The 18,522-nt window shown below is 71.5% G+C and carries 14 protein-coding genes, 1 rRNA gene and 2 riboswitches; of the genes, 2 read left to right on the top strand and 13 right to left on the bottom strand.

Going from position 1 to position 18,522, the window contains the following annotated elements; all coding sequences use genetic code 11:
• Positions 1-107 precede the first annotated feature (107 nt).
• A complete protein-coding gene (gene gcvP, locus ACZ3TI_RS28905) occupies positions 108-3,008 on the bottom strand; it encodes an aminomethyl-transferring glycine dehydrogenase (protein WP_465731233.1) in 2,901 nt (966 codons plus the stop codon).
• Between the two features lie 104 nt (positions 3,009-3,112).
• Positions 3,113-3,245: riboswitch (glycine riboswitch) on the bottom strand.
• A gap of 1 nt (position 3,246) precedes the next feature.
• Positions 3,247-3,350, bottom strand: a riboswitch (glycine riboswitch).
• Between the two features lie 223 nt (positions 3,351-3,573).
• On the opposite strand from gcvP, the gene ACZ3TI_RS28900 reads away from it, so the two are divergent.
• Entirely contained in the window at positions 3,574-4,629 is a 1,056-nt protein-coding gene (locus ACZ3TI_RS28900; RefSeq protein WP_465731231.1) for a PRC and DUF2382 domain-containing protein, read from the top strand.
• Between the two features lie 243 nt (positions 4,630-4,872).
• On the top strand, positions 4,873-6,369 hold the full coding sequence (locus ACZ3TI_RS28895) for an MFS transporter (RefSeq protein ID WP_465731229.1): 1,497 nt from the start codon (positions 4,873-4,875) through the stop codon (positions 6,367-6,369).
• Positions 6,370-6,513: 144 nt separating this feature from the next.
• Here ACZ3TI_RS28895 and ACZ3TI_RS28890 read toward each other — a convergent pair whose 3' ends face one another.
• The 12 genes from ACZ3TI_RS28890 to rrf all read right to left on the bottom strand — a co-directional run.
• Positions 6,514-7,947 carry a DNA polymerase IV gene (locus tag ACZ3TI_RS28890; protein WP_465731227.1) on the bottom strand — a complete coding sequence of 478 codons (1,434 nt, stop codon included), beginning with the start codon at positions 7,945-7,947 and terminating at the stop codon, positions 6,514-6,516.
• A gap of 73 nt (positions 7,948-8,020) precedes the next feature.
• Positions 8,021-8,692: a SanA/YdcF family protein gene (locus ACZ3TI_RS28885; RefSeq protein ID WP_465731463.1), complete on the bottom strand. Its 672-nt coding sequence runs from the start codon at positions 8,690-8,692 to the stop codon at positions 8,021-8,023.
• A 145-nt stretch (positions 8,693-8,837) separates the two neighbouring features.
• Positions 8,838-9,482 carry a MerR family transcriptional regulator gene (locus tag ACZ3TI_RS28880; RefSeq protein ID WP_465731225.1) on the bottom strand — a complete coding sequence of 215 codons (645 nt, stop codon included), beginning with the start codon at positions 9,480-9,482 and terminating at the stop codon, positions 8,838-8,840.
• 235 nt (positions 9,483-9,717) lie between these two features.
• Complete coding sequence (locus ACZ3TI_RS28875; protein ID WP_030062493.1) at positions 9,718-10,194, bottom strand: bifunctional nuclease family protein; 477 nt, start codon at positions 10,192-10,194, stop codon at positions 9,718-9,720.
• Positions 10,195-10,291: 97 nt separating this feature from the next.
• A complete protein-coding gene (gene ftsR / locus ACZ3TI_RS28870) occupies positions 10,292-10,987 on the bottom strand; it encodes a transcriptional regulator FtsR (protein ID WP_465731461.1) in 696 nt (231 codons plus the stop codon).
• 179 nt (positions 10,988-11,166) lie between these two features.
• Complete coding sequence (locus ACZ3TI_RS28865; RefSeq protein ID WP_465731223.1) at positions 11,167-11,709, bottom strand: FHA domain-containing protein; 543 nt, start codon at positions 11,707-11,709, stop codon at positions 11,167-11,169.
• 565 nt (positions 11,710-12,274) lie between these two features.
• Entirely contained in the window at positions 12,275-13,123 is an 849-nt protein-coding gene (locus ACZ3TI_RS28860) for a DUF881 domain-containing protein (RefSeq protein ID WP_465731459.1), read from the bottom strand.
• Between the two features lie 358 nt (positions 13,124-13,481).
• The gene (locus tag ACZ3TI_RS28855; RefSeq protein ID WP_030062488.1) at positions 13,482-13,814 is read right to left on the bottom strand and encodes a small basic family protein; all 333 of its coding nucleotides are present in this window, start codon (positions 13,812-13,814) and stop codon (positions 13,482-13,484) included.
• Positions 13,811-14,914 (bottom strand): DUF881 domain-containing protein, encoded by a 1,104-nt coding sequence (locus ACZ3TI_RS28850; RefSeq protein WP_465731221.1) that lies wholly within the window; start codon positions 14,912-14,914, stop codon positions 13,811-13,813. Before ACZ3TI_RS28850 ends, ACZ3TI_RS28855 begins: the two co-directional genes overlap by 4 nt.
• 178 nt (positions 14,915-15,092) lie before the next feature.
• A complete protein-coding gene (locus ACZ3TI_RS28845; protein WP_465731219.1) occupies positions 15,093-17,588 on the bottom strand; it encodes a sugar phosphate nucleotidyltransferase in 2,496 nt (831 codons plus the stop codon).
• Positions 17,589-17,712: 124 nt separating this feature from the next.
• Positions 17,713-18,333, bottom strand: a complete 621-nt coding sequence (locus tag ACZ3TI_RS28840) for a CDP-alcohol phosphatidyltransferase family protein (RefSeq protein WP_465731217.1) — start codon at positions 18,331-18,333, stop codon at positions 17,713-17,715.
• 97 nt (positions 18,334-18,430) lie between these two features.
• Positions 18,431-18,522 (bottom strand): 5S ribosomal RNA (rrf, locus tag ACZ3TI_RS28835); the annotation flags it as partial.

Raw genomic sequence — 18,522 nt, 5'->3', positions numbered from 1 at the left:
GTACGGCGGGGGCAGCCGCCGGATCGACGCGAGTACGGGCAGGGCCCCGGCGGAAAGCTTCCGCCGGGGCCCTGCCGTTCGTCCGGACTACCCGGTCACCGGGTCCGTCAGACGCCGTACTCGTCCAGCGGCGGGCAGGAGCAGACCAGGTTGCGGTCGCCGTACGCACCGTCGATCCGGCTGACCGGCGGCCAGTACTTGTCCGCGGGGTTCACGCCCGCCGGGAAGACCGCCTCCTGCCGCGAGTAGCCGTGCGCCCAGTCGCCGGCCAGCTCGGCGGCGGTGTGCGGGGCGTTGCTCAGCGGGTTGTCGTCGGCCGCCCACTCGCCCGAGCCGACCTTGTCGATCTCGGCGCGGATCTCGATCATCGCGTCGCAGAAGCGGTCGATCTCGTGCAGGTCCTCGGACTCGGTCGGCTCGATCATCAGCGTGCCGGCCACCGGGAAGGACATCGTCGGCGCGTGGAAGCCGTAGTCGATCAGGCGCTTGGCGATGTCGTCCACCGTCACGCCCGTCTCCTTGGTCAGCGGCCGCAGGTCGATGATGCACTCGTGCGCGACCAGCCCGCCCGGACCGGTGTAGAGCACCGGGAAGTGCGGCGCCAGGCGCTTGGCGATGTAGTTGGCGTTCAGCACCGCGACCTGGGTCGCGCGCTTGAGGCCCTCGCCGCCCATCAGCCGGACGTACGCCCAGGAGATCGGCAGGATCGCCGCCGAGCCCCACGGCGCGGCCGAGATCGGGCCGACACCGGTGGCCGGGCCGGCCTCCTCCTGCAGCGGGTGGTTCGGCAGGTACGGCGCCAGGTGGGCGCGCACCGCGACCGGGCCGACGCCCGGGCCGCCGCCGCCGTGCGGGATGCAGAAGGTCTTGTGCAGGTTCAGGTGCGAGACGTCCGCGCCGAACTTGCCCGGCTTGGCCAGGCCGACCAGGGCGTTCAGGTTGGCACCGTCCACGTACACCTGGCCGCCGGCCTCGTGCACCAGGGCGCAGATGTTGGTGATCTCGGTCTCGTACACGCCGTGGGTCGACGGGTAGGTGACCATCAGCACCGACAGGCTGTCGCGGTGCTGCTCGATCTTGGCCTTCAGGTCCTCGACGTCCACGTCGCCGTCGACCAGGGTCTTCACCACGACCACGCGCATGCCGGCCATCACCGCGGAGGCCGCGTTGGTGCCGTGCGCGGAGGACGGGATCAGGCAGACGTCGCGCTGGGTGTCGCCGTTGGCGTGGTGGTAGGCGCGGACGGCCAGCAGGCCGGCCAGCTCGCCCTGCGAGCCCGCGTTCGGCTGGATCGAGACGGCGTCGTAGCCGGTCACCTCGACCAGCTGCTGCTCCAGCTGGCGGATCAGGGTCAGGTAGCCCTGGGCCTGCTCGATCGGCGCGAAGGGGTGCAGCTGGCCGAACTCCGGCCAGGTCACCGCCTCCATCTCGGTGGTCGCGTTGAGCTTCATGGTGCAGGAGCCCAGCGGGATCATGCCGCGGTCCAGCGCGTAGTCCCGGTCCGACAGGCGGCGCAGATAGCGCAGCATGGCGGTCTCCGAGCGGTGGCTGTGGAAGACCGGGTGGGTCAGGTACTCGTCCTCGCGCAGCAGCCCGGTCGGCAGCGCCTCGGCGGCCTCGGCGACCTCGACCGCCTCGACACCGAACGCGGCCCAGACGCCGGCCAGGTGCTCGCGGGTGGTGGTCTCGTCGGTGGAGACGGAGATCCGGTCCGCGCCGTCCTGGTACAGGTTGATGCCGTTGGCGCGGGCGGCGGCGGCGATCTCGGCGGCACGGCCCGGGACGACGGCGGTGACGGTGTCGAAGAACTCGCCGTGCAGCAGCTCGACGCCGCCGGCCCGCAGGCCCTCGGCGAGGGCGGCGGCGTAGCGGTGGGTACGGCGGGCGATGTCGGCCAGGCCGTCCGGGCCGTGGTACACGGCGTACATCGAGGCCATGACGGCGAGCAGCACCTGGGCGGTGCAGATGTTGCTGGTGGCCTTCTCGCGGCGGATGTGCTGCTCGCGGGTCTGCAGCGCCAGGCGGTAGGCGCGGTTGCCGTCGGAGTCGACGGAGACGCCGACCAGGCGGCCGGGCAGCGAGCGGGCGTACTCGGCGCGCACCGAGAGGTAGCCGGCGTGCGGGCCGCCGAAGCCCATCGGGACGCCGAAGCGCTGCGAGGTGCCGCAGGCGATGTCGGCGCCCAGCGCGCCCGGGGACTTGAGCAGGGTCAGCGCCAGCAGGTCGGCGGCGACGGCGACGATCGCGCCCAGGCCGTGCGCCTGCTCGATCACCGGGGTGAGGTCGCGGACCACACCGGTGGCGCCCGGGTACTGCAGCAGCACGCCGAAGACGCCGCGCTCGGCAATCTCGGCCGGGATGCCCTCGGACAGGTCGGCGACGACGACCTCGACACCGGTCGGCACCGCGCGGGTGTTGATCACCGCGATGGTCTGCGGCAGGGTCTCGGCGTCGACCAGGAAGACACCGCCCTTGACCTTGGTGACGCGGCGGGCCAGCGCCATCGCCTCAGCGGCCGCGGTGCCCTCGTCCAGCAGCGAGGAGCCGGAGGTCGGCAGGCCGGTCAGGTCGGAGACCAGGGTCTGGAAGTTGAGCAGCGCTTCCAGGCGGCCCTGCGAGATCTCCGGCTGGTACGGGGTGTACGCGGTGTACCAGGCCGGGTTCTCCATGACGTTGCGGAGGATCACCGGCGGGGTGAAGGTGCCGTAGTAGCCCAGGCCGATCATCGGCTGGAGCACCTGGTTGCGGCCGGCCAGCTCGCGCAGCTCGGCGAGGACCTGGGCCTCGGTCCGGCCGGCGGGCAGGTCCAGGCCGGTGATGGAGCGGATCGCCTCGGGCACGGCCGTGGCGGCGAGCTCGTCCAGCGAGCCGTAGCCGACGGACGCCAGCATCTTCTCCTGCGCGGCGGCGTCGGGGCCGATGTGGCGGTTCTCGAAGGGGCTGGCCAGCTCAAGCTCGGTGAGGGTCGAGGCGCCGGTGGGGCGTCCCGCGTTCGGCTGGGCGTTCATGGTGGTCGAGGCCTCCTGGTCACGGACCGGCGGGGGTACGCACGCCGACCGGCCTTCCCGCTGCGGACAGCGAACTCGGCGATGGCGGGCGGACCCGACAGGCCTCCCCCTCTGTCATCGGGACCTGAGAGCTTCGCCCGCACGGCGCGCTGTGAGCGCTCCGTCGGCTTGCACCGTCGGTGAGGGTGGTGGTCGCCGGCTCCCATGCCGAGACTCCTGCCCTGCTTTCCAGAGTGACCTACCCCACACGGTACGGATGCCTGAGAGATTCCGGGGAGGAGTTGCTCCTTCGGCGCCCCGACCAGCGGTTTTCGCGGTCGGAGACTCTCCCGAGCGGGCTCTGCGGTCGCCGCCCAGGGTACCAGCGGGAGGCCTTCCGATCACGGGTGCTTCCCGTCACCCCGGGTCTACGCGCGTCCCCCGGACAGCTCAGCCCGCAGCCCGTCCGGCGCACCCCGGTCGCGCCCGTCCGTTTCATGGCATTTGGTGTGGAGAGGCGGACGGGACGGGCGCTCCGACCGCCGACCTGCGGGAGTGCCACAGGCCCAGCGCACTGGAGGAAAGAGTGCAGACCGACATCGACCCCCGGGACCTCATCGGCCACAAGGCGGTCGACCGCAACGGAGACAAGATCGGCACGGTCGACGAGGTGTACCTGGACGACGCCACCGGCCGGCCCGAGTGGGCCGCCGTCCGGACCGGCATCTTCGGCCGGGACGCCTTCGTCCCGCTCACCACGAGCGAGTTCGCCGGCGACGAGCTCCGGGTGCCGTACGACAAGTCGCTGGTCAAGGAGTCCCCGGACTTCGGTGTGGGCCAGCACCTGTCCCCCACCCAGGAGCTGCAGCTCTACCGCTACTACGGCCTCGACACCGCGGCGGACGGCCACCAGGCCGGCGAGAACGGCAGTCGGTCCGCGCCGTCCGACGTCGACTTCGGCACCACCCCGGCCGCGGCGCCCGCCGCAGCCGCCGCGGCCGCGGCCGCCGCCAAGCCGCCCGCCTTCCGCCCCCCCGAGCACACGCCGATCAACACCAGCACCGCCCCGGAGGCCAAAGTACGGACCCTCAGCACCCCCGCGCCCACCCGCGCTGTCACGCCGCACGTCGAGCCGAAGCCGCAGCCCACCCCGGCGGCCACCACCCCCGCGCCCGCCGCGGGTGCCGCCGCGTCCGCTCCCGACGCCCCGATCGAGATCACCTGCCGCGAGGAGCGGCTGGACATCACCACCGAGTGGCACACCCTCGGCACCGCGAAGCTGCGCAAATACGTGACGACCGAGCAGATCGAGCGCCGCGTCCCGGTGGTCCGCGAACGGGTCCGGGTCGAACGGATGCCGGTCAGCGAGGCCGAACGCGCCTCCCTCACCGAGAAGGAGATCGACGAGGCCGTCGAAGAGGTCACCCTCCGTGAGGAGCGCCCGGTGGTCCGCAAGTACCTCGCCCCCATCGAGCGCGTCCGCCTCGTGGTCGAGCGCTACACCGAGGAGAAGGTGATCCGGGAGGAACTCCGCCGCGAGCACGTCGACGTCAACGACAACACCACGCCCCCGGACACCGCCGCCCCACCCTCACCGGCGACCGACACCCCCCACCCCACCGCCCCACGCCCCCTCATCTGACCCCACCCCCACCCAGGGCCCCGACCCCCCAAAGGCCGGGGCCCTCCCCATGCCCGCTCTCCTGCCATACCCCAGCCCCTCCCCGTCACCAAGGCGCCGCCCCCTCCCCCAGCCCGCCGCAGGCGCCCCCACCAGCCCGAACTCCGCCCTTTGCCAAAGCTTAACCGCTCGATATTTGACACTCTGAAGTATCTCCCTGCATGGTTACTTCAGTTCATTCACTATGTACGGGAGGAAGCAACCGTGAGTGAGGCACCCCAGCCCACCACCGCGGCCGAGAAGCAGAGCAGCGCCCGGGTCCTGCCGGCCCTCATCCTGGCGATGCTGTCGTTCAGCGTTGTGCAGACCGCGGTCGTCCCGATCCTGCCCTCGCTGGCCAAGGAACTGAGCGTCTCGGCCTCCAGCGTCACCTGGCTGATGACCGCCAACCTGCTCTCCGCCGCCGTGCTGACTCCCCTCCTCGGCCGCTTCGGCGACCTCCGGGGCCGCAAGCCGATGCTGCTGATCTCGCTGGCGGGCCTGGTCGCCGGTTCGGCGCTGGCGGTCAGCACCCACTCCTTCACCTGGCTGGTCGTCGCCCGTGTCCTGCAGGGCGCCGGCGGTGGCGTGATGCCGCTGGCGATCAGCATCGTCCGCGACGAGCTGCCCAAGCAGAAGGTGACCGGCGGCGTCGCCGCCATCAGCGCCTCGATGGGCGTCGGCTCCGGCCTCGGCCTGGTCGCCACCGGTCTCCTGCTGGAGCACTGGAACTACACGTCGATCTTCTGGATGGGCCTGGTCTTCGGCCTGATCGCGATCGCCCTGGTCGCCTTCCGCGTCCCGTCCGACCCGGTCACCGACAAGGACGGCGGCGCCGACCCGCTCGGCGCGCTCACCCTGGCCGGCTGGCTCTCCGCGCTGCTGGTCGCGGTCAGCCAGGGCAACCACTGGGGCTGGACCTCCACCAAGACCCTCGGCCTGTTCGCCGTCGCCGCCGTCGTGGCCCTGGTCTGGGGCATCATCGAGACCAAGGTCGCGCACCCCCTGGTGGACATGAAGATGATGTCCCGCCCGGCCGTCGCCTTCACCAACCTGGCGGGCCTGCTCATCGGCTTCGGCATGTACGGCTCGTTCATGGTCATCAGCAACTTCGCCCAGGCCCCGGACAAGCTGACCCACTACGGCTTCACCGCCACCGTCCTGCACGCCGGTGTCATGCTGCTGCCGTCCGCGATCGGCTCGATGGTGGCCGCCCCGCTGGGCGCGCTGCTGATCGCCCGCCGCGGCCCGCGCCTGCCGCTGGTCCTCGGTGGCGCCCTCGGCGCCGTCGCGATGGCCTACCTGGCCCTGCGGCACAGCCGGGAGGGCGACATCTACACCGCCTCGGCGATCTTCGGCCTCGGCGTCGGCCTCGCGTTCGCCGCGATGCCGGCCTACATCAACGGCGCCGTCCCGGTCGAGCAGAGCGGCATCGCCAACGGCATGAACTCGGTGCTGCGCACCGTCGGTGGCGCGATCGGCACCGCCGTCATGGCCGCCATCCTGACCGGCGACACCATGAAGCTGCCGCCGCAGATCCCGCTCACGCTGCCCACCCTGGACGCCTTCAAGCACGCGTTCTGGACCGCGGCCGTGGTCTGCGTCGTCGCCGGTGTCGTCCCGTTCCTGATCCGCACCGTCAAGCCGGCCGTGCCCCTGACCGTCGTCGACGGCTCGGCCCAGCAGGACTCCAGCGACAAGCTGGTGAAGACCGACGCCTGACGAGGCGTCCGGCCCCCGCGCTCAGGGACAGGGCGCGGGGCCCCGGCCTCCGTACGTCGCGAGGGCATCACGAACGTACGGGGACCGGCACGGTGATGCGGCCCCACCCGGTACTCCCCCACCGGGTGGGGCCGTTTTCGTGCCTCAGGCCCCGCCATCCGTCCCGCCGTCCGCCCCGCCGCTGGCGTCCGCATCCCCGTCCGCCTCCGCGTCCTCGCCCCGGCGCAGCGGCAGCGGCCGGGTCGGCTCGAGCGCCGGGTCGTCCACCGCGAAGGTCCGCACCCGCCCGGGTCCGCTCCACGGCGTCTCGAACCGTACGGTGACCCTCCCGACGCCGCTGCCCTGCACCCAGCCCAGCCCGAACTCCTCGTGCCGGACGTCCTGTCCGGGCATCCACCGCCGCACCGCGACGGCCTCCGCCTCCTCCGCGGCCTCCTCGGACTCGGCCGCCTCCTCCGTGTGCTCCGCCGCCTCCTCCCGCAGGGCCTGTGCGAACAGGTCCTCCTGGGTGTAGTCGGCGAGTTGGGCGACGCCCACGCCGAGCAGCCGGACCCCGCCGGTGATGTCCACCTGCTCGGCCAGCCGGCGGGCGGTCGCGGTGATCACTGCCTCGTCGTCCGTGGGCCCGCCGAGCGTTTCCGAGCGGGTCAGCGTCGAGAAGTCGAAGCGGCGGACCTTGAGCACCACCGTCCGCCCCGAGCGCCCGGCCGCCCGCAGTCGCCGCACGCACCGCGCGGCCAGTGCCTCCACCTCGCGCAGCACCCGCTCCCGGTCGGCCAGGTCCACCTCGTAGGTGTCCTCCACCGAGACGGACTTGGCGTCCTGGTCGGCGACGACCGGCCGCTCGTCCAGCCCTATCGACATCTGGTGGATCCCGGCGCCGTGCGCCCGCCCCAGCAGCTGGACCAGCTCCGCCTCGCCCGCCTCCGCGAGGTCGGCCACCGTGGTCAGCCCGGCCCGCCGCAGCACCTGCTCGGTGGCCGGCCCGATCCCCGGCAGCGCCCGGACCGGCATCGGCCCGAGCACGGCCCGCTCCTGCCCCGGCTCGATCAGCACCAGGCCGTCCGGCTTGGCCTGCTCGGAAGCGATCTTGGCCATCAGCTTGGACCCGGCTGCCCCCACCGAGCCGGTCAGCCCGGTCAGCCGCAGGATGTCGGCCCGCAGGTCCTCCGCCAGCGCGAGCACCAGCCGCTCGCCGGTCTCATGGTCCGTCTCCGCCAGCACCGGGCCGTACGGTCCGGCTTCGAGGTCCACGAAGGCCTCGTCCAGGCTCAGCGGCTGCACCAGCGGCGACAGCTCCCGCAGCAGGCCCATCACGATCTCGCTGACCTGCCGGTAGGCCTCGAACCGGCCCGACAGGAAGGCCGCGTTGGGGCAGAGCCGGCGCGCCTGGGCCATCGGCATCGCCGAGTGCACCCCGAACTTCCGCGCCTCGTACGAGGCCGTGGAGACCACCCCGCGCCCGCCGAGCCCGCCGACGATCACCGGCTTTCCGCGCAGGCTCGGCTTGGCCGCCTGCTCCACCGCCGCGAAGAAGGCGTCCATGTCGAGGTGGATGATGCTCGGCAGTGATCGCACCAGCCGATCATCGCGTACGGGTCCGACAGTGCGTACGAACCCCGGCCGGTCTCCCGCCGCCGGCGGCCGTCGGCTACTTCTTCGCGGCGTCCGCCAGCGCCTTCGGGATGCCGTCCTCCTTGGGCCCGAGGAACACCGGGTCCGGCCGCAGCCAGGCGTTGACCGCCGCCTTGCCCGCCCCGGCGACCTCCCGCAGCCCGCCGTACAGCCAGGTCTCGTCGTGCAGCTCCGACACTCCGACCGCGTACGACCGGATGCCCGCCGCCTCGCACAGCGCCAGCGCCCGCCGGACGTGGAAGTCCTGGCTGACCAGCACCGCCCGGTCCACCCCGAAGACCCGGTGCGCCCGGGTGCAGGAGTCCCAGGTGTCGAAGCCCGCGTAGTCCCGGACCACCCGCTCCGCCGGCACCCCGTGTCCGGTCAGGTACGTGTACATCGCGTCGGGCTCGTCGTACTCGACCCGCCCGTTGTCCCCGGTCACCAGGATCGCCTGCACCTTTCCCTCCCGGTACAGGTCCACCGCCGCGACCAGCCGGTGCTCGAGGTAGGGCGAGGGCTTGCCCTGGTCCAGCCCGGCGCCGAAGACCACCGCGACCGGCGCGGACGGCGCGCTCTCCACCGTGCCCACCCGGTCGCCCGCGGAGAGCCACACCCAGGCGCTCGGTGCCAGGGCCAGCGCGCAGAGCACCGTGCCGGCCTGGAACACCCTGCGCTGCGTCCGGCGCCGCCGCAGCCGCGTCCCCATCACTCCCGCCCTGCGCCGCAGCAGCCCCGCAATCCCGGTGCCGACCCCCACGTGCCCCTCCCTCGATCGTTTCGCCACGCAACACGACGGGGCCGCGGGCCCGAACGGTTCCCCGTCCGGGCCCGCGGCCCCGTCGAATCCGTGCTCAGACCGCCCGGTTGCGGCGCTGGGCGAGCTCGTCGGCCGGGTCCTGCCCGACCAGGGTCTCGCCGGTGTCGGTGCGCTCCGCGTGCAGCCGCCCGAGGGTCAGCTCCAGCTCCTGCCAGACCGCTCCCACCGCGATGCCGAACACCCCCTGACCGCCCTTCAGCAGGTCCACCACCTGCTGCGGCGTGGTGCACTCGTACACCGTCGCGCCGTCACACATCAGCGTCATCCCGGCCAGGTCGGCCTGCTCGGCGGCCTGCAGATGGGCGACAGCCACCCGGATGTTCTGCAGTGAGACACCCGCGTCGAGCAGCCGCTTCACGATCTTGAGCAGCAGGACGTCGCGGAAGCTGTAGAGCCGCTGACTGGTCGAGGGGTACGCCGTCCGGACGCTGGGCTCCAGCAGCCCGGTGCGGGCCCAGTAGTCCAGCTGGCGGTAGGTGATGCCGGCGGCCGCGCAGGCCGTCGGGCCGCGGAAGCCGACCAGTTCGGAGGTCGGGGCGAGCCGCTCGATGTCCGGCTGTCCCGGCTGCACGGCCGGGAACCTGCCCACCCGGGGCAGGTCCGTGACGGTGCGAGCGGTGCGCGGCACGTGCACGGCGCACAGGCCTCCCACGGCCGCGTCATCGCCGGTGCTGCTCATGCCTGCCTCCGTCCACTTGTGCTGCGGGCAACCCGACTGCGGGCATCGGCCACCCGGACAGCCACTCCTGACGGTAGGCAGTCCCCTATGACCCGTCAACGATCGCCACGCCGGGCCAGACAAACCACATCACTCAGGAGAGTGGTTTTTCGTGCCCCTAGTGTGGGTAGACAGGCGATTTTTGGCAAAACGCCGGGCCAATGGGCAGGAGGGGCGGTCGAGGAGCCGGCCCCCGCTACTGCGGGCCGCCGCCCCCGAAGTCCTCGGGCGACACCTGGTCGAGGAACTCCCGGAACTTCTCGACCTCGTCCTCCTGCTCGTCCGGAATCGCGATGCCCGCCTCGGCGAGCACCTCCTCGCTCCCGTAGATCGGCGTGCCGGTGCGCAGCGCCAGCGCTATCGCGTCGGACGGCCGGGCGCTCACCTCGACCCCGCCGGCGAACACCAGCTCCGCGTAGAACACGCCCTCCCGCAGATCGGTGATCCGCACCTCGGTGAGCTGCTGGCCGAGCGCCTCCAGGACGTCCTTGAAGAGGTCGTGCGTCAGCGGACGCACCGGCGTCATGCCCTGCTGGGCGAAGGCGATCGCGGTCGCCTCGCCGGGGCCGATCCAGATCGGCAGGTAGCGATCTCCCCCGACCTCCCGCAGCAGCACGATCGGCTGGTTGGAAGGCATCTCCACCCGGACACCCACGACGTCGAGCTCATTCACACAGGCAACCCTATGGCTCCGATCCCGGATATGAAAGCGCAGGGCCGACGCCGCTGGTCAGCGCGGTGCAGCCGGTGTCCGCAGGCCGTCCGGGAGGCTACCCGCGGGTTCGCAGGCCGGCCTGGACCATGGCCGCGTGCAGTCGTACGGACAGGGTCGCGAGCTCCCGCGCGGTGGCCTCGGCGTGCGCCCTGGTCTGCGGGTTGCGGTGCCGGCGCAGCGGTGCCACCACCTGTTCCACCAGTGCGATCTCGCGGTCCGCCGCAGCCTTCATGGCTCTCAGGTGCCGCGGCTCGAGGCCGTACCGGCCGAGCTCCGCGACCAGCCGGGCCACCTGCAGCGCCTCGCCGTCGTACCCGCCGTCCGGGCCCGGCGCGACCAGCCCGTACGACTCCCACTCGGCGAGCTCCCGCTCCCCGGCCCCGGCCGCGGCCAGCAGCTCGGCGCGCCCCAGCCGGACCCCGGACGGGACGTCGGCGGCGGCGACCAGCTCGCGGTCCGCCTCCTCCATCGGTCCGGGCCGGGCATCGGCCGCGGAGGGCAGCGCGGGTGGGCTCTCACCGCGCTCGATGGCGTCCAGGTGCTCGCGGATCACCCGCAGGGGCAGGTAGTGGTCCCGCTGCATCCGCAGCACGTAGGCCAGCCGCTCGACGTCGGCCGGACTGAACTTGCGGTACCCCGAGGGCGTGCGCTGCGGCTCGACCAGCCCCTCCGCCTCCAGGAAGCGGATCTTGGAGATGGTCACCTCGGGGAAGTCGTCGCGCAGGAAGGCCAGCACCGCGCCGATGCTCAGCAGTTCGTCACCGCCACGCCGCCGCCCGGCGGGCCGGTCCGTACGGACCGGCTGCCTGGGTCCCGCGACCACCCCGCGCCCGCCGCGGTCCGCCTGCGGACCGGACGAGTCTGGGGTGGCCGCCCCGAGAGAAGAGGAAGGGGTATTCGTATTCACTCGGGCTCCTGCCGACGTTGGTTTCAGTACCCCCGGTTGTGGCCGGCGAAGAACACCAGCCGGTACTTCCCGATCTGGACCTCGTCGCCGTTGTTCAGCGCCACCTCGTCGATCCGCTCCCGGTTCACGTAGGTGCCGTTGAGGCTGCCCACGTCCGCGACGCTGAAGCCGGCCGGGGTGCGGCGGAACTCCACGTGGCGGCGCGAGACCGTGACGTCGTCCAGGAAGATGTCACCCTGCGGGTGACGCCCCGCCGTGGTGACGTCCGAGTCGAGCAGGAAGCGGCTGCCCGAGTTCGGGCCGCGCTGCACGATCAGCAGGGCCGAGCCCGGCGGCAGCGCGTCGATGGCGGACAGCACCTCGGCCGACAGGGCCGGCGTGGCACCGGTGCCGGTCGTGGTGTTGGGGTCGTACGACTCCAGGCCGGAGATGGAGATGGTCGACGTGGTCTCCGCCGCCCCCTCCGGCAGCAGACCGCCGCGCAGCGCCGTACCGCAGTTGGAACAGAACCGGGCCGAGGCCGGGTTCTGGTTGCCGCACCTGGGGCACGGAGAGGGGCCAGCCATGTTCACAGCCTCCTGGCGCGGCACACCCGACGGGTTGTGCCCGGCGTACGGGTCCGGGGCAAACCCTCCACCAGAGGTTGAGGGTGCTGACGGGAAACCTATGCGCGGGTCGCCGGAGGGGTCAACCGACGCGCCGTAGCCCGCCTGATTCCCCGCGTACTGGGCGGCGCCGCCGTCCCGGAACATCTGCTGACCCCCGTACGGCGCAGCCTCGGGGGCGGGTCGCATGCCCGGCACGGCGGGCTCGTCCTCGGGCCGGCGGTGACGTGCGGTCGGCGCCTCGACGGCGGCCTCGTCACGGTCCTTGTTGCGACCGAACAACTTCGAGAAGAAACTCACGGGCGAATCCCCTTGCGTGTGACAGACCCGCCCGCGGGGCAGGGTGAGAACCTCGGACAGGCGGCGAGCCCGGCTGCGGCTCGGGCCCGCTGGAGTGGTACTCCGACAGTTGGTGCTGCGGTTGTTGCTCCGGAGCGTACTGGTGCGAACCAGTCTCGCCCACGTGACGGCGGCGGCCCGCACCGGGTGCCGCCGGCCCGTGACGGGCCGTTCGTCGGGCGCCTCGTCACTTCGACGCCGGCTTGGCGTACTGCGGCGTCTTCAGGTCCACGAGGGCGTCGACGACCACCTTCTGCTGCTGGGTGATCGTCGCCCGCGCCTGGTGGCTCTCCAACGTGCGGACGACACCACCCGGGATGTTCAGCGCGGGCGTCAGATCCTGCGGGTTCCCCACGACGGTGAACCGATAGGGCTGCGAGACCTTCTTCCCGTCGATCTGCACCCCACCGCCCGCCAGGTCGGTGAAGTAGGTGTTGACCACCACGCGCACATCGTTGATCTGAATCGCCTCCGCCCCCGCCGCTCGAAGTTCCTGCAGGGTGTCCAGCAGCATATCTGCCTTCACCTGCCCTTGGGGATCATCGACCGTGAGTACGATGCCCGGACCAGTGGCCTTGACGGTACCGGCGAGCACACCGAGTTCCGTCACCTTCTTCCTGGTCTGCTCCTGGGCCTCCTTGGCCTGGTTGGAGCTGTTCTCCAACTTCGCCAGGGACTGCTCCAGCTCCGCCTTCTCCTGCTGCAGACGCTGCTGACGGCTGTCCAGTTCGTCGAGGATCCGGACCAGGTCCTCCTGCCGGGCCCCGCGCAGCTGGCTGTGGTGGTCGTTGGTCGACCGCACCTGGATCGCCAGCGCCAGACCGAGCGAGAACAGGAGTAGCGCCACCACCAGCTGACCGCGCGACAGCCGCGGCGGCCACAGCGCCGCCTTCAGCCGCCGCCGTCCGGCACTGCGGTCCACGGCTGCCGGCTGCTCGACGGCCTCCTCCGCGGCGGGCTCCGGCTCGGGCTCCGGTTCCGACTCGGACCGCACCGCCGACTCAGGCTCGGGCTTCGGCCGGACCGCCTTCACCAGCCGGAGCGTCCGTTCCGGCGCCGACTCGACCACAGGCTCCGACTCGAGCTCGACCTTAGGCTCCGACTCTGGCTCGGGCTCCGGCTCCTGCACGTCCGCCTCGGGCTCCGCAGCGGCGGCCGTTGCGGCCTCCTCCGCAGCCTCGTCGGCGTCCGCGGCCCCATCGGTCCCGGACTCCCCGTCCGCCACCGGCTCGGGCACCTCAACAGCCTTCTCGACGGCCTCCTCGACCGTCTCCTCAGCCGTCGTCCCACCCGCCTTCCCGGCCGGCTCCGCGACGGTCCGCTCCGCGGTCCGCTCGGCCACCGTCGCCTCCCGCTCCGGCTCCCGCTTCTCCGCCGCCTCCACGCGGCCCGACTCAGGCACGGAAGACATGGCGCCGGATCGCAGCCGCGTTGGAGAAGATGCGGATGCCGAGGACGACGACCACACCCGTGGACAGCTGCGAGCCGACGCCCAGCTGGTCACCGAGGAACACGATCAGCGCCGCGACCACCACGTTCGACAGGAACGAGACGATGAACACCTTGTCGTTGAAGATCCCGTCGAGCATCGCCCGGACACCGCCGAACACCGCGTCCAGCGCCGCGACCACCGCGATCGGCAGGTAGGGCACGACGGCGTCCGGCACCTCGGGTTGGACGAAGAGGCCGACGACCACCCCGATCACAAGACCCAGTACGGCAATCACGGTCTGGCTGCTCCTGTCCCTGTCGGGGTCTTGGCGGATCCGGTCGACGGACGCCGCTTGGTGGTCGGGCCACCGCCGGTGGCAGATGGTGAGGCGCTCGGTGAGGCCGAGGGTGAGGGCGACGGTGAGACGGACGCGCTCGGGCTCTCCGAGGTTCCGGGGCCGGTCGAGGGCGTTCCGCCCGGTACCGGTACGGCCGACGCGGGCACCGTCGGCGAGGGCTCAGGCGTCGCCTGCTGCGCGGTCCGCAGCGTGACGCCCACCGCCGCCGGCAGTGTCAGGCTCTTCTGCGTGGAGAGCGTCGACTTGATGCCGTACTTCTCCTGGAGCAGCCGCAGGTACTGCCCGGCCATGTCGTTCTCGAAGGCGGTCAGGAGCTTCGGCCCGTCCCCGATCGCCAGGATGTTGTAGGGCGGCACCAGCGGCCGGTTGTCCACCAGCACCGCCTCGCCCGCGGCCCGGATCGCGGAGAGCGCCGTCAGCCGCTGGCCGTTGATCGCGACGGCCTCCGCCCCGGATCCCCACAGACCGTTCACCACGAGTTGCAGGTCGCGGTCCCGCAGGCGGCCGCTGTTGGAGAAGCCCTGCCCCGCCCGCGGGTCGACGTTGCCGCCCAGGCCCGTCCCCGCGGCGTCCTCCAGGACCAGCTTCATCCCCGGCCCGGTGACCTCCCCCAGACCGACGCTGCCGACCAGCCCACCCGCGTCTCCGTCCCCCGAGGCGAGCGCCTGCTGCTGCGTGCTGTCGACCTTGCGGCGCAGCTCCTGCACCTGCTTCTGCAGCCGGTCGGCCGAGGTGTTGCTGTCGTTGATCCGATGGATCAGCGCGTCCCGCTCCTTGGCCAGCGTCGGCTCGGCCTTGTGCGCGTTCACCGCGCCCACCGTCACCACCGCTCCGACCAGCGCCAGCCCGGCGCCCAGAGTGAGCAGCCCCTGGAGCGTGCCGGGTATCCGGCTGTCGCGGGCACCGCCGCGGGCCGCGGCCGCCTCGGCGTAGCCCTCGTCCAGGCTGTGGTCCATCACATTGGTCAGCAAGGACATCGAGGCGTCCGGGCGGTTGTACCGTCCGTTCGGGGCACTCGGCGTCGGCGTTGCTGGCATGGGGACCATCGTCCCATGACGGCGAGGGGGCCCGTACACGGCCCCTGAGCTGCACACACGCTGCACACATGACGGAAGCGACGGATCATTCCGAATAGCGTGAAAACGGACAGCGGGGCGCACGAACCATGCCGCGCGCCCCGCCGATCGGGGGAGTTCCGTCCTCAGCCCCGGGCCGTCACCGCCCGGCGCCGTCGACCACCGCCGCCCACTCGTCCAGCAGCGCCTCGGTCGCCTCGTCGTCCGGACCCTCCGCCCACAGGTGGGTGACCGCCTCCGCGGGATCGGGCAGCACCAGCGTCCACCGCCCGTCGGCCTCGACCACCCGGACGCCGTCGGTGGTGTCCAGCCGCCGGCTGCCGGCCGCCTCCACCACCGAGCGCATGACCATGCCCTTGGCCGCCCACGGAGTCGCGATGTCCCGGCGCCGGATGTGCGCCTGCGGGATCCGCGCGTCGATCTGGCTCAGCGTGAGCTGGGTCCGCGCCACCAGACCGACCAGCCGGACGAAGGCCGCGGCCCCGTCCAGCACGCCGCTGAACTCGGGCACCACGAAGCCGCCGCGCCCGTCCCCGCCGAACACCGTGCCCTCGGCGGAGGCCGCCTTCGCGAGGTCGTCCGGCGTCGTCGTGGTCCAGATCACCTGGGTGCCGTGGTACGCGGCGACCTGCTCGGCGATCCGGGTCGTGGTCACCGGCAGCGCCACCTGCCCGCTGCGCCGCTCGGCCGCCACCAGGTCCAGCAGCACCAGCAGCGCCCGGTCGTCGTCGATCACCCGGCCCAGCTCGTCCACGAACGCGACGCGCTCGCCGACCGGGTCGAAGCGGACACCGAACGCCGCCCGCGAGGAGGCCACCAGCTCGCCGAGCCTGGTCAGCCCGGCCCGCCGCTCCTCCGCGTCCTCGGTCGGTCGCGCCTCGTCGAGACCGCTGGAGACGGTGAGCGCCTCCACCCCGAGCCGGCCGAGGATGCTCGGCAGAACCAGCCCCGCGCTGCCGTGCGCGGTGTCCACGACCACCTTCAGCCCGGCCTCCCGGACCCCGGTGGTGTCCACCGTCCGCAGCAGGTTGCCCGCGTAGGAGTCGAAGACGCTCGACGGGAAGGTCAGGTCCCCAATCTCGCCGGGGAACGCCCGCCGGTACTCCTGGCGCGCGTAGACGCGGTCGAGCTTGCGCTGCCCGGCCTGCGACAGGTCCGCGCCGCGCTCGTCGAAGAAGAGGATGTCCAGCGAGTCGGGCACCCCCGGCGTGGTCCGCAGGAAGATCCCGCCCGCACTCCCCCGCGCCGTGTGCTGCCGGGCCACCGGCATCGGCACGTTCTCCAGGTCGCGGACGTCGATCGCGGAGGTCTGCAGCGCCGAGATCATCGCCCGTTTGAGTGCACGCGCACCACGCGAGTGGTCACGCGCAATGGTGACGGTGGCCCCCTTCTTCAGGGTCGTCGCGTAGGCACCGGCCAGCCGGACGGCGAGCTCCGGGGTGATCTCGACGTTCAGGATCCCCGAGACGCCACGGAGCCCGAAGAGGTGCTCCTGCCCGCGCGACTCCCAGATCACCGAGGTGTTGACGACCGCACCGGCCTCGATGGTCTTGAACGGGTACACCCGGACGTTCGCGCCGATGATCGACTCCTCGCCGACCAGGCACTCGTCCCCGATCACCGCGCCGTCCTCGATCCGCGCGGCCCGCATCACATCGGTGTTCTTGCCGACCACGCAGCCCCGCAGATTGCTCTGCGGACCGATGTACACGTTGTCGTGCACCACCGCCTTGTGCAGGAACGCGCCGCGCTTGACGACGACGTTGCTGCCCAGCACGGTGTGCTCACGGATCTCGACGCCGGCCTCGACCTTGGCGTAGTCCCCGATGTACAGCGGCCCGCGGAGCACCGCCTCGGGGTCCACCTCGGCCCCCTCGGCGACCCAGACGCCGGGCGAGATCTCGAACCCGTCCAGCTCGACCTCGACCTTGCCCTCCAGGACGTCCGCCTGGGCCTTGCCGTAGCTCTCGTGGGTGCCCACGTCCTCCCAGTAGCCCTCGGCGACGTACCCGTAGACCCGCTTGCCCTCCTTCAACAGCTGCGGGAAGACGTCGCTCGACCAGTCGACGGACTCACCCGCCGCGACGTAGTCGAAGACCTCGGGCTCCATCACGTAGATACCGGTGTTCACGGTGTCGGAGAAGACCTGCCCCCAGGTCGGCTTCTCCAGGAATCGCTCGACCCTGCCCTCGTCGTCCGTGATCGTGATACCGAACTCCAGTGGATTCGGCACCCTGGTGAGACAGACGGTGACCAGAGCGTTCTTACTGCGATGAAAGTCGATCAATTCGGAGAGATTGAAGTCGGTCAGCGCGTCACCGGAGATCACCAGAAAGGAGTCGTCCTTGAGCGCGTCCTCGGCGTTCTTGACACTCCCCGCTGTGCCCAGAGGTGTCTCCTCGTGGGCATAGGTCAGATGCATGCCCAGCTCTTCGCCGTCACCGAAGTAGTTCTTGACCAGTGACGCCAGGAACTGGACCGTGACGACGGTGTCGGAGAGGCCGTGCCGCTTCAGCAGCCGAAGCACGTGCTCCATGATCGGCCGATTGGCGACCGGAAGCAGCGGCTTCGGCATGCTGGAGGTCATCGGGCGGAGTCGAGTGCCCTCGCCCCCTGCCATTACAACGGCTTTCATTACGGGTGCGTCCTCCTTCGCGGTGGTGGACCAGCAGGTCCATCAAACCGTTCCAGAGGGTTCTCTACCCGGAAGGTATCGTCCGACGCACCGATGGAGCGTGGGGCTTCTCTCAGATCACGTCTCAGACTGCGGACGCCGAGCCCGCCGCGCTCCCCTTGACGATCTGCCGCGCCTGAACCGCGTAAAGAATGGCGGCCCACCAGTACAGCACGGTCCCCCACCAGATGAAGGCCCAGCTCACCACCTCGGCCGGCCGCGCGATCCAACTGTCCACGCTGCCGAGCAGCAGAAGCGGGAACGCGTACATCAGGTTGAAGGTCGCGGCCTTCCCCAGGAAACTCACCTGCAGCGGCCCGTAACCGTGCCTGTTCAGAATGGGCAGCAGCGCGGCGATAAACATCTCGCGGGCCAGCAGAATCGCCGTCAGCCACCACGGCAGGATCTCACGCCAGGTCAATCCCACCAGCGTGGACAGCACATAGAGCCGGTCGGCCAGCGGATCCAGCACCTGGCCCACCCGGCTGATCTGCCCCCACCGCCTGGCGAGCTTTCCGTCCAGGTAGTCGCTGACACCGCTCAGCGCCAGGATCAGCAGCGCCCAGCCGTCATTGTTGGGCCCGTCGAACACCGGCCACAGAATGAGCCAGAGAAAGAGCGGAACGCCGACCAGCCGGCCCATGCTCAGCAGGTTGGGGATGGTGAGGACGCGATCGGTCTGGACCCGCGTCTCCTGGACCTCCACCCGGGGGCCTCCTGTACGTGTGACGACAATGCACGTTGACCTTACAACAGAGAAGCCCCCGCCCGGTTCACCCGGCGGGGGCTTCTCTCGAATGATTGTTCGGCGGCGTCCTACTCTCCCACAGGGTCCCCCCTGCAGTACCATCGGCGCTGTGAGGCTTAGCTTCCGGGTTCGGAATGTAACCGGGCG

It is taken from the genome of Kitasatospora sp. NPDC023120 (genome assembly GCF_055560835.1).
This window is presented reverse-complemented; position numbering and strand designations above follow the sequence as displayed.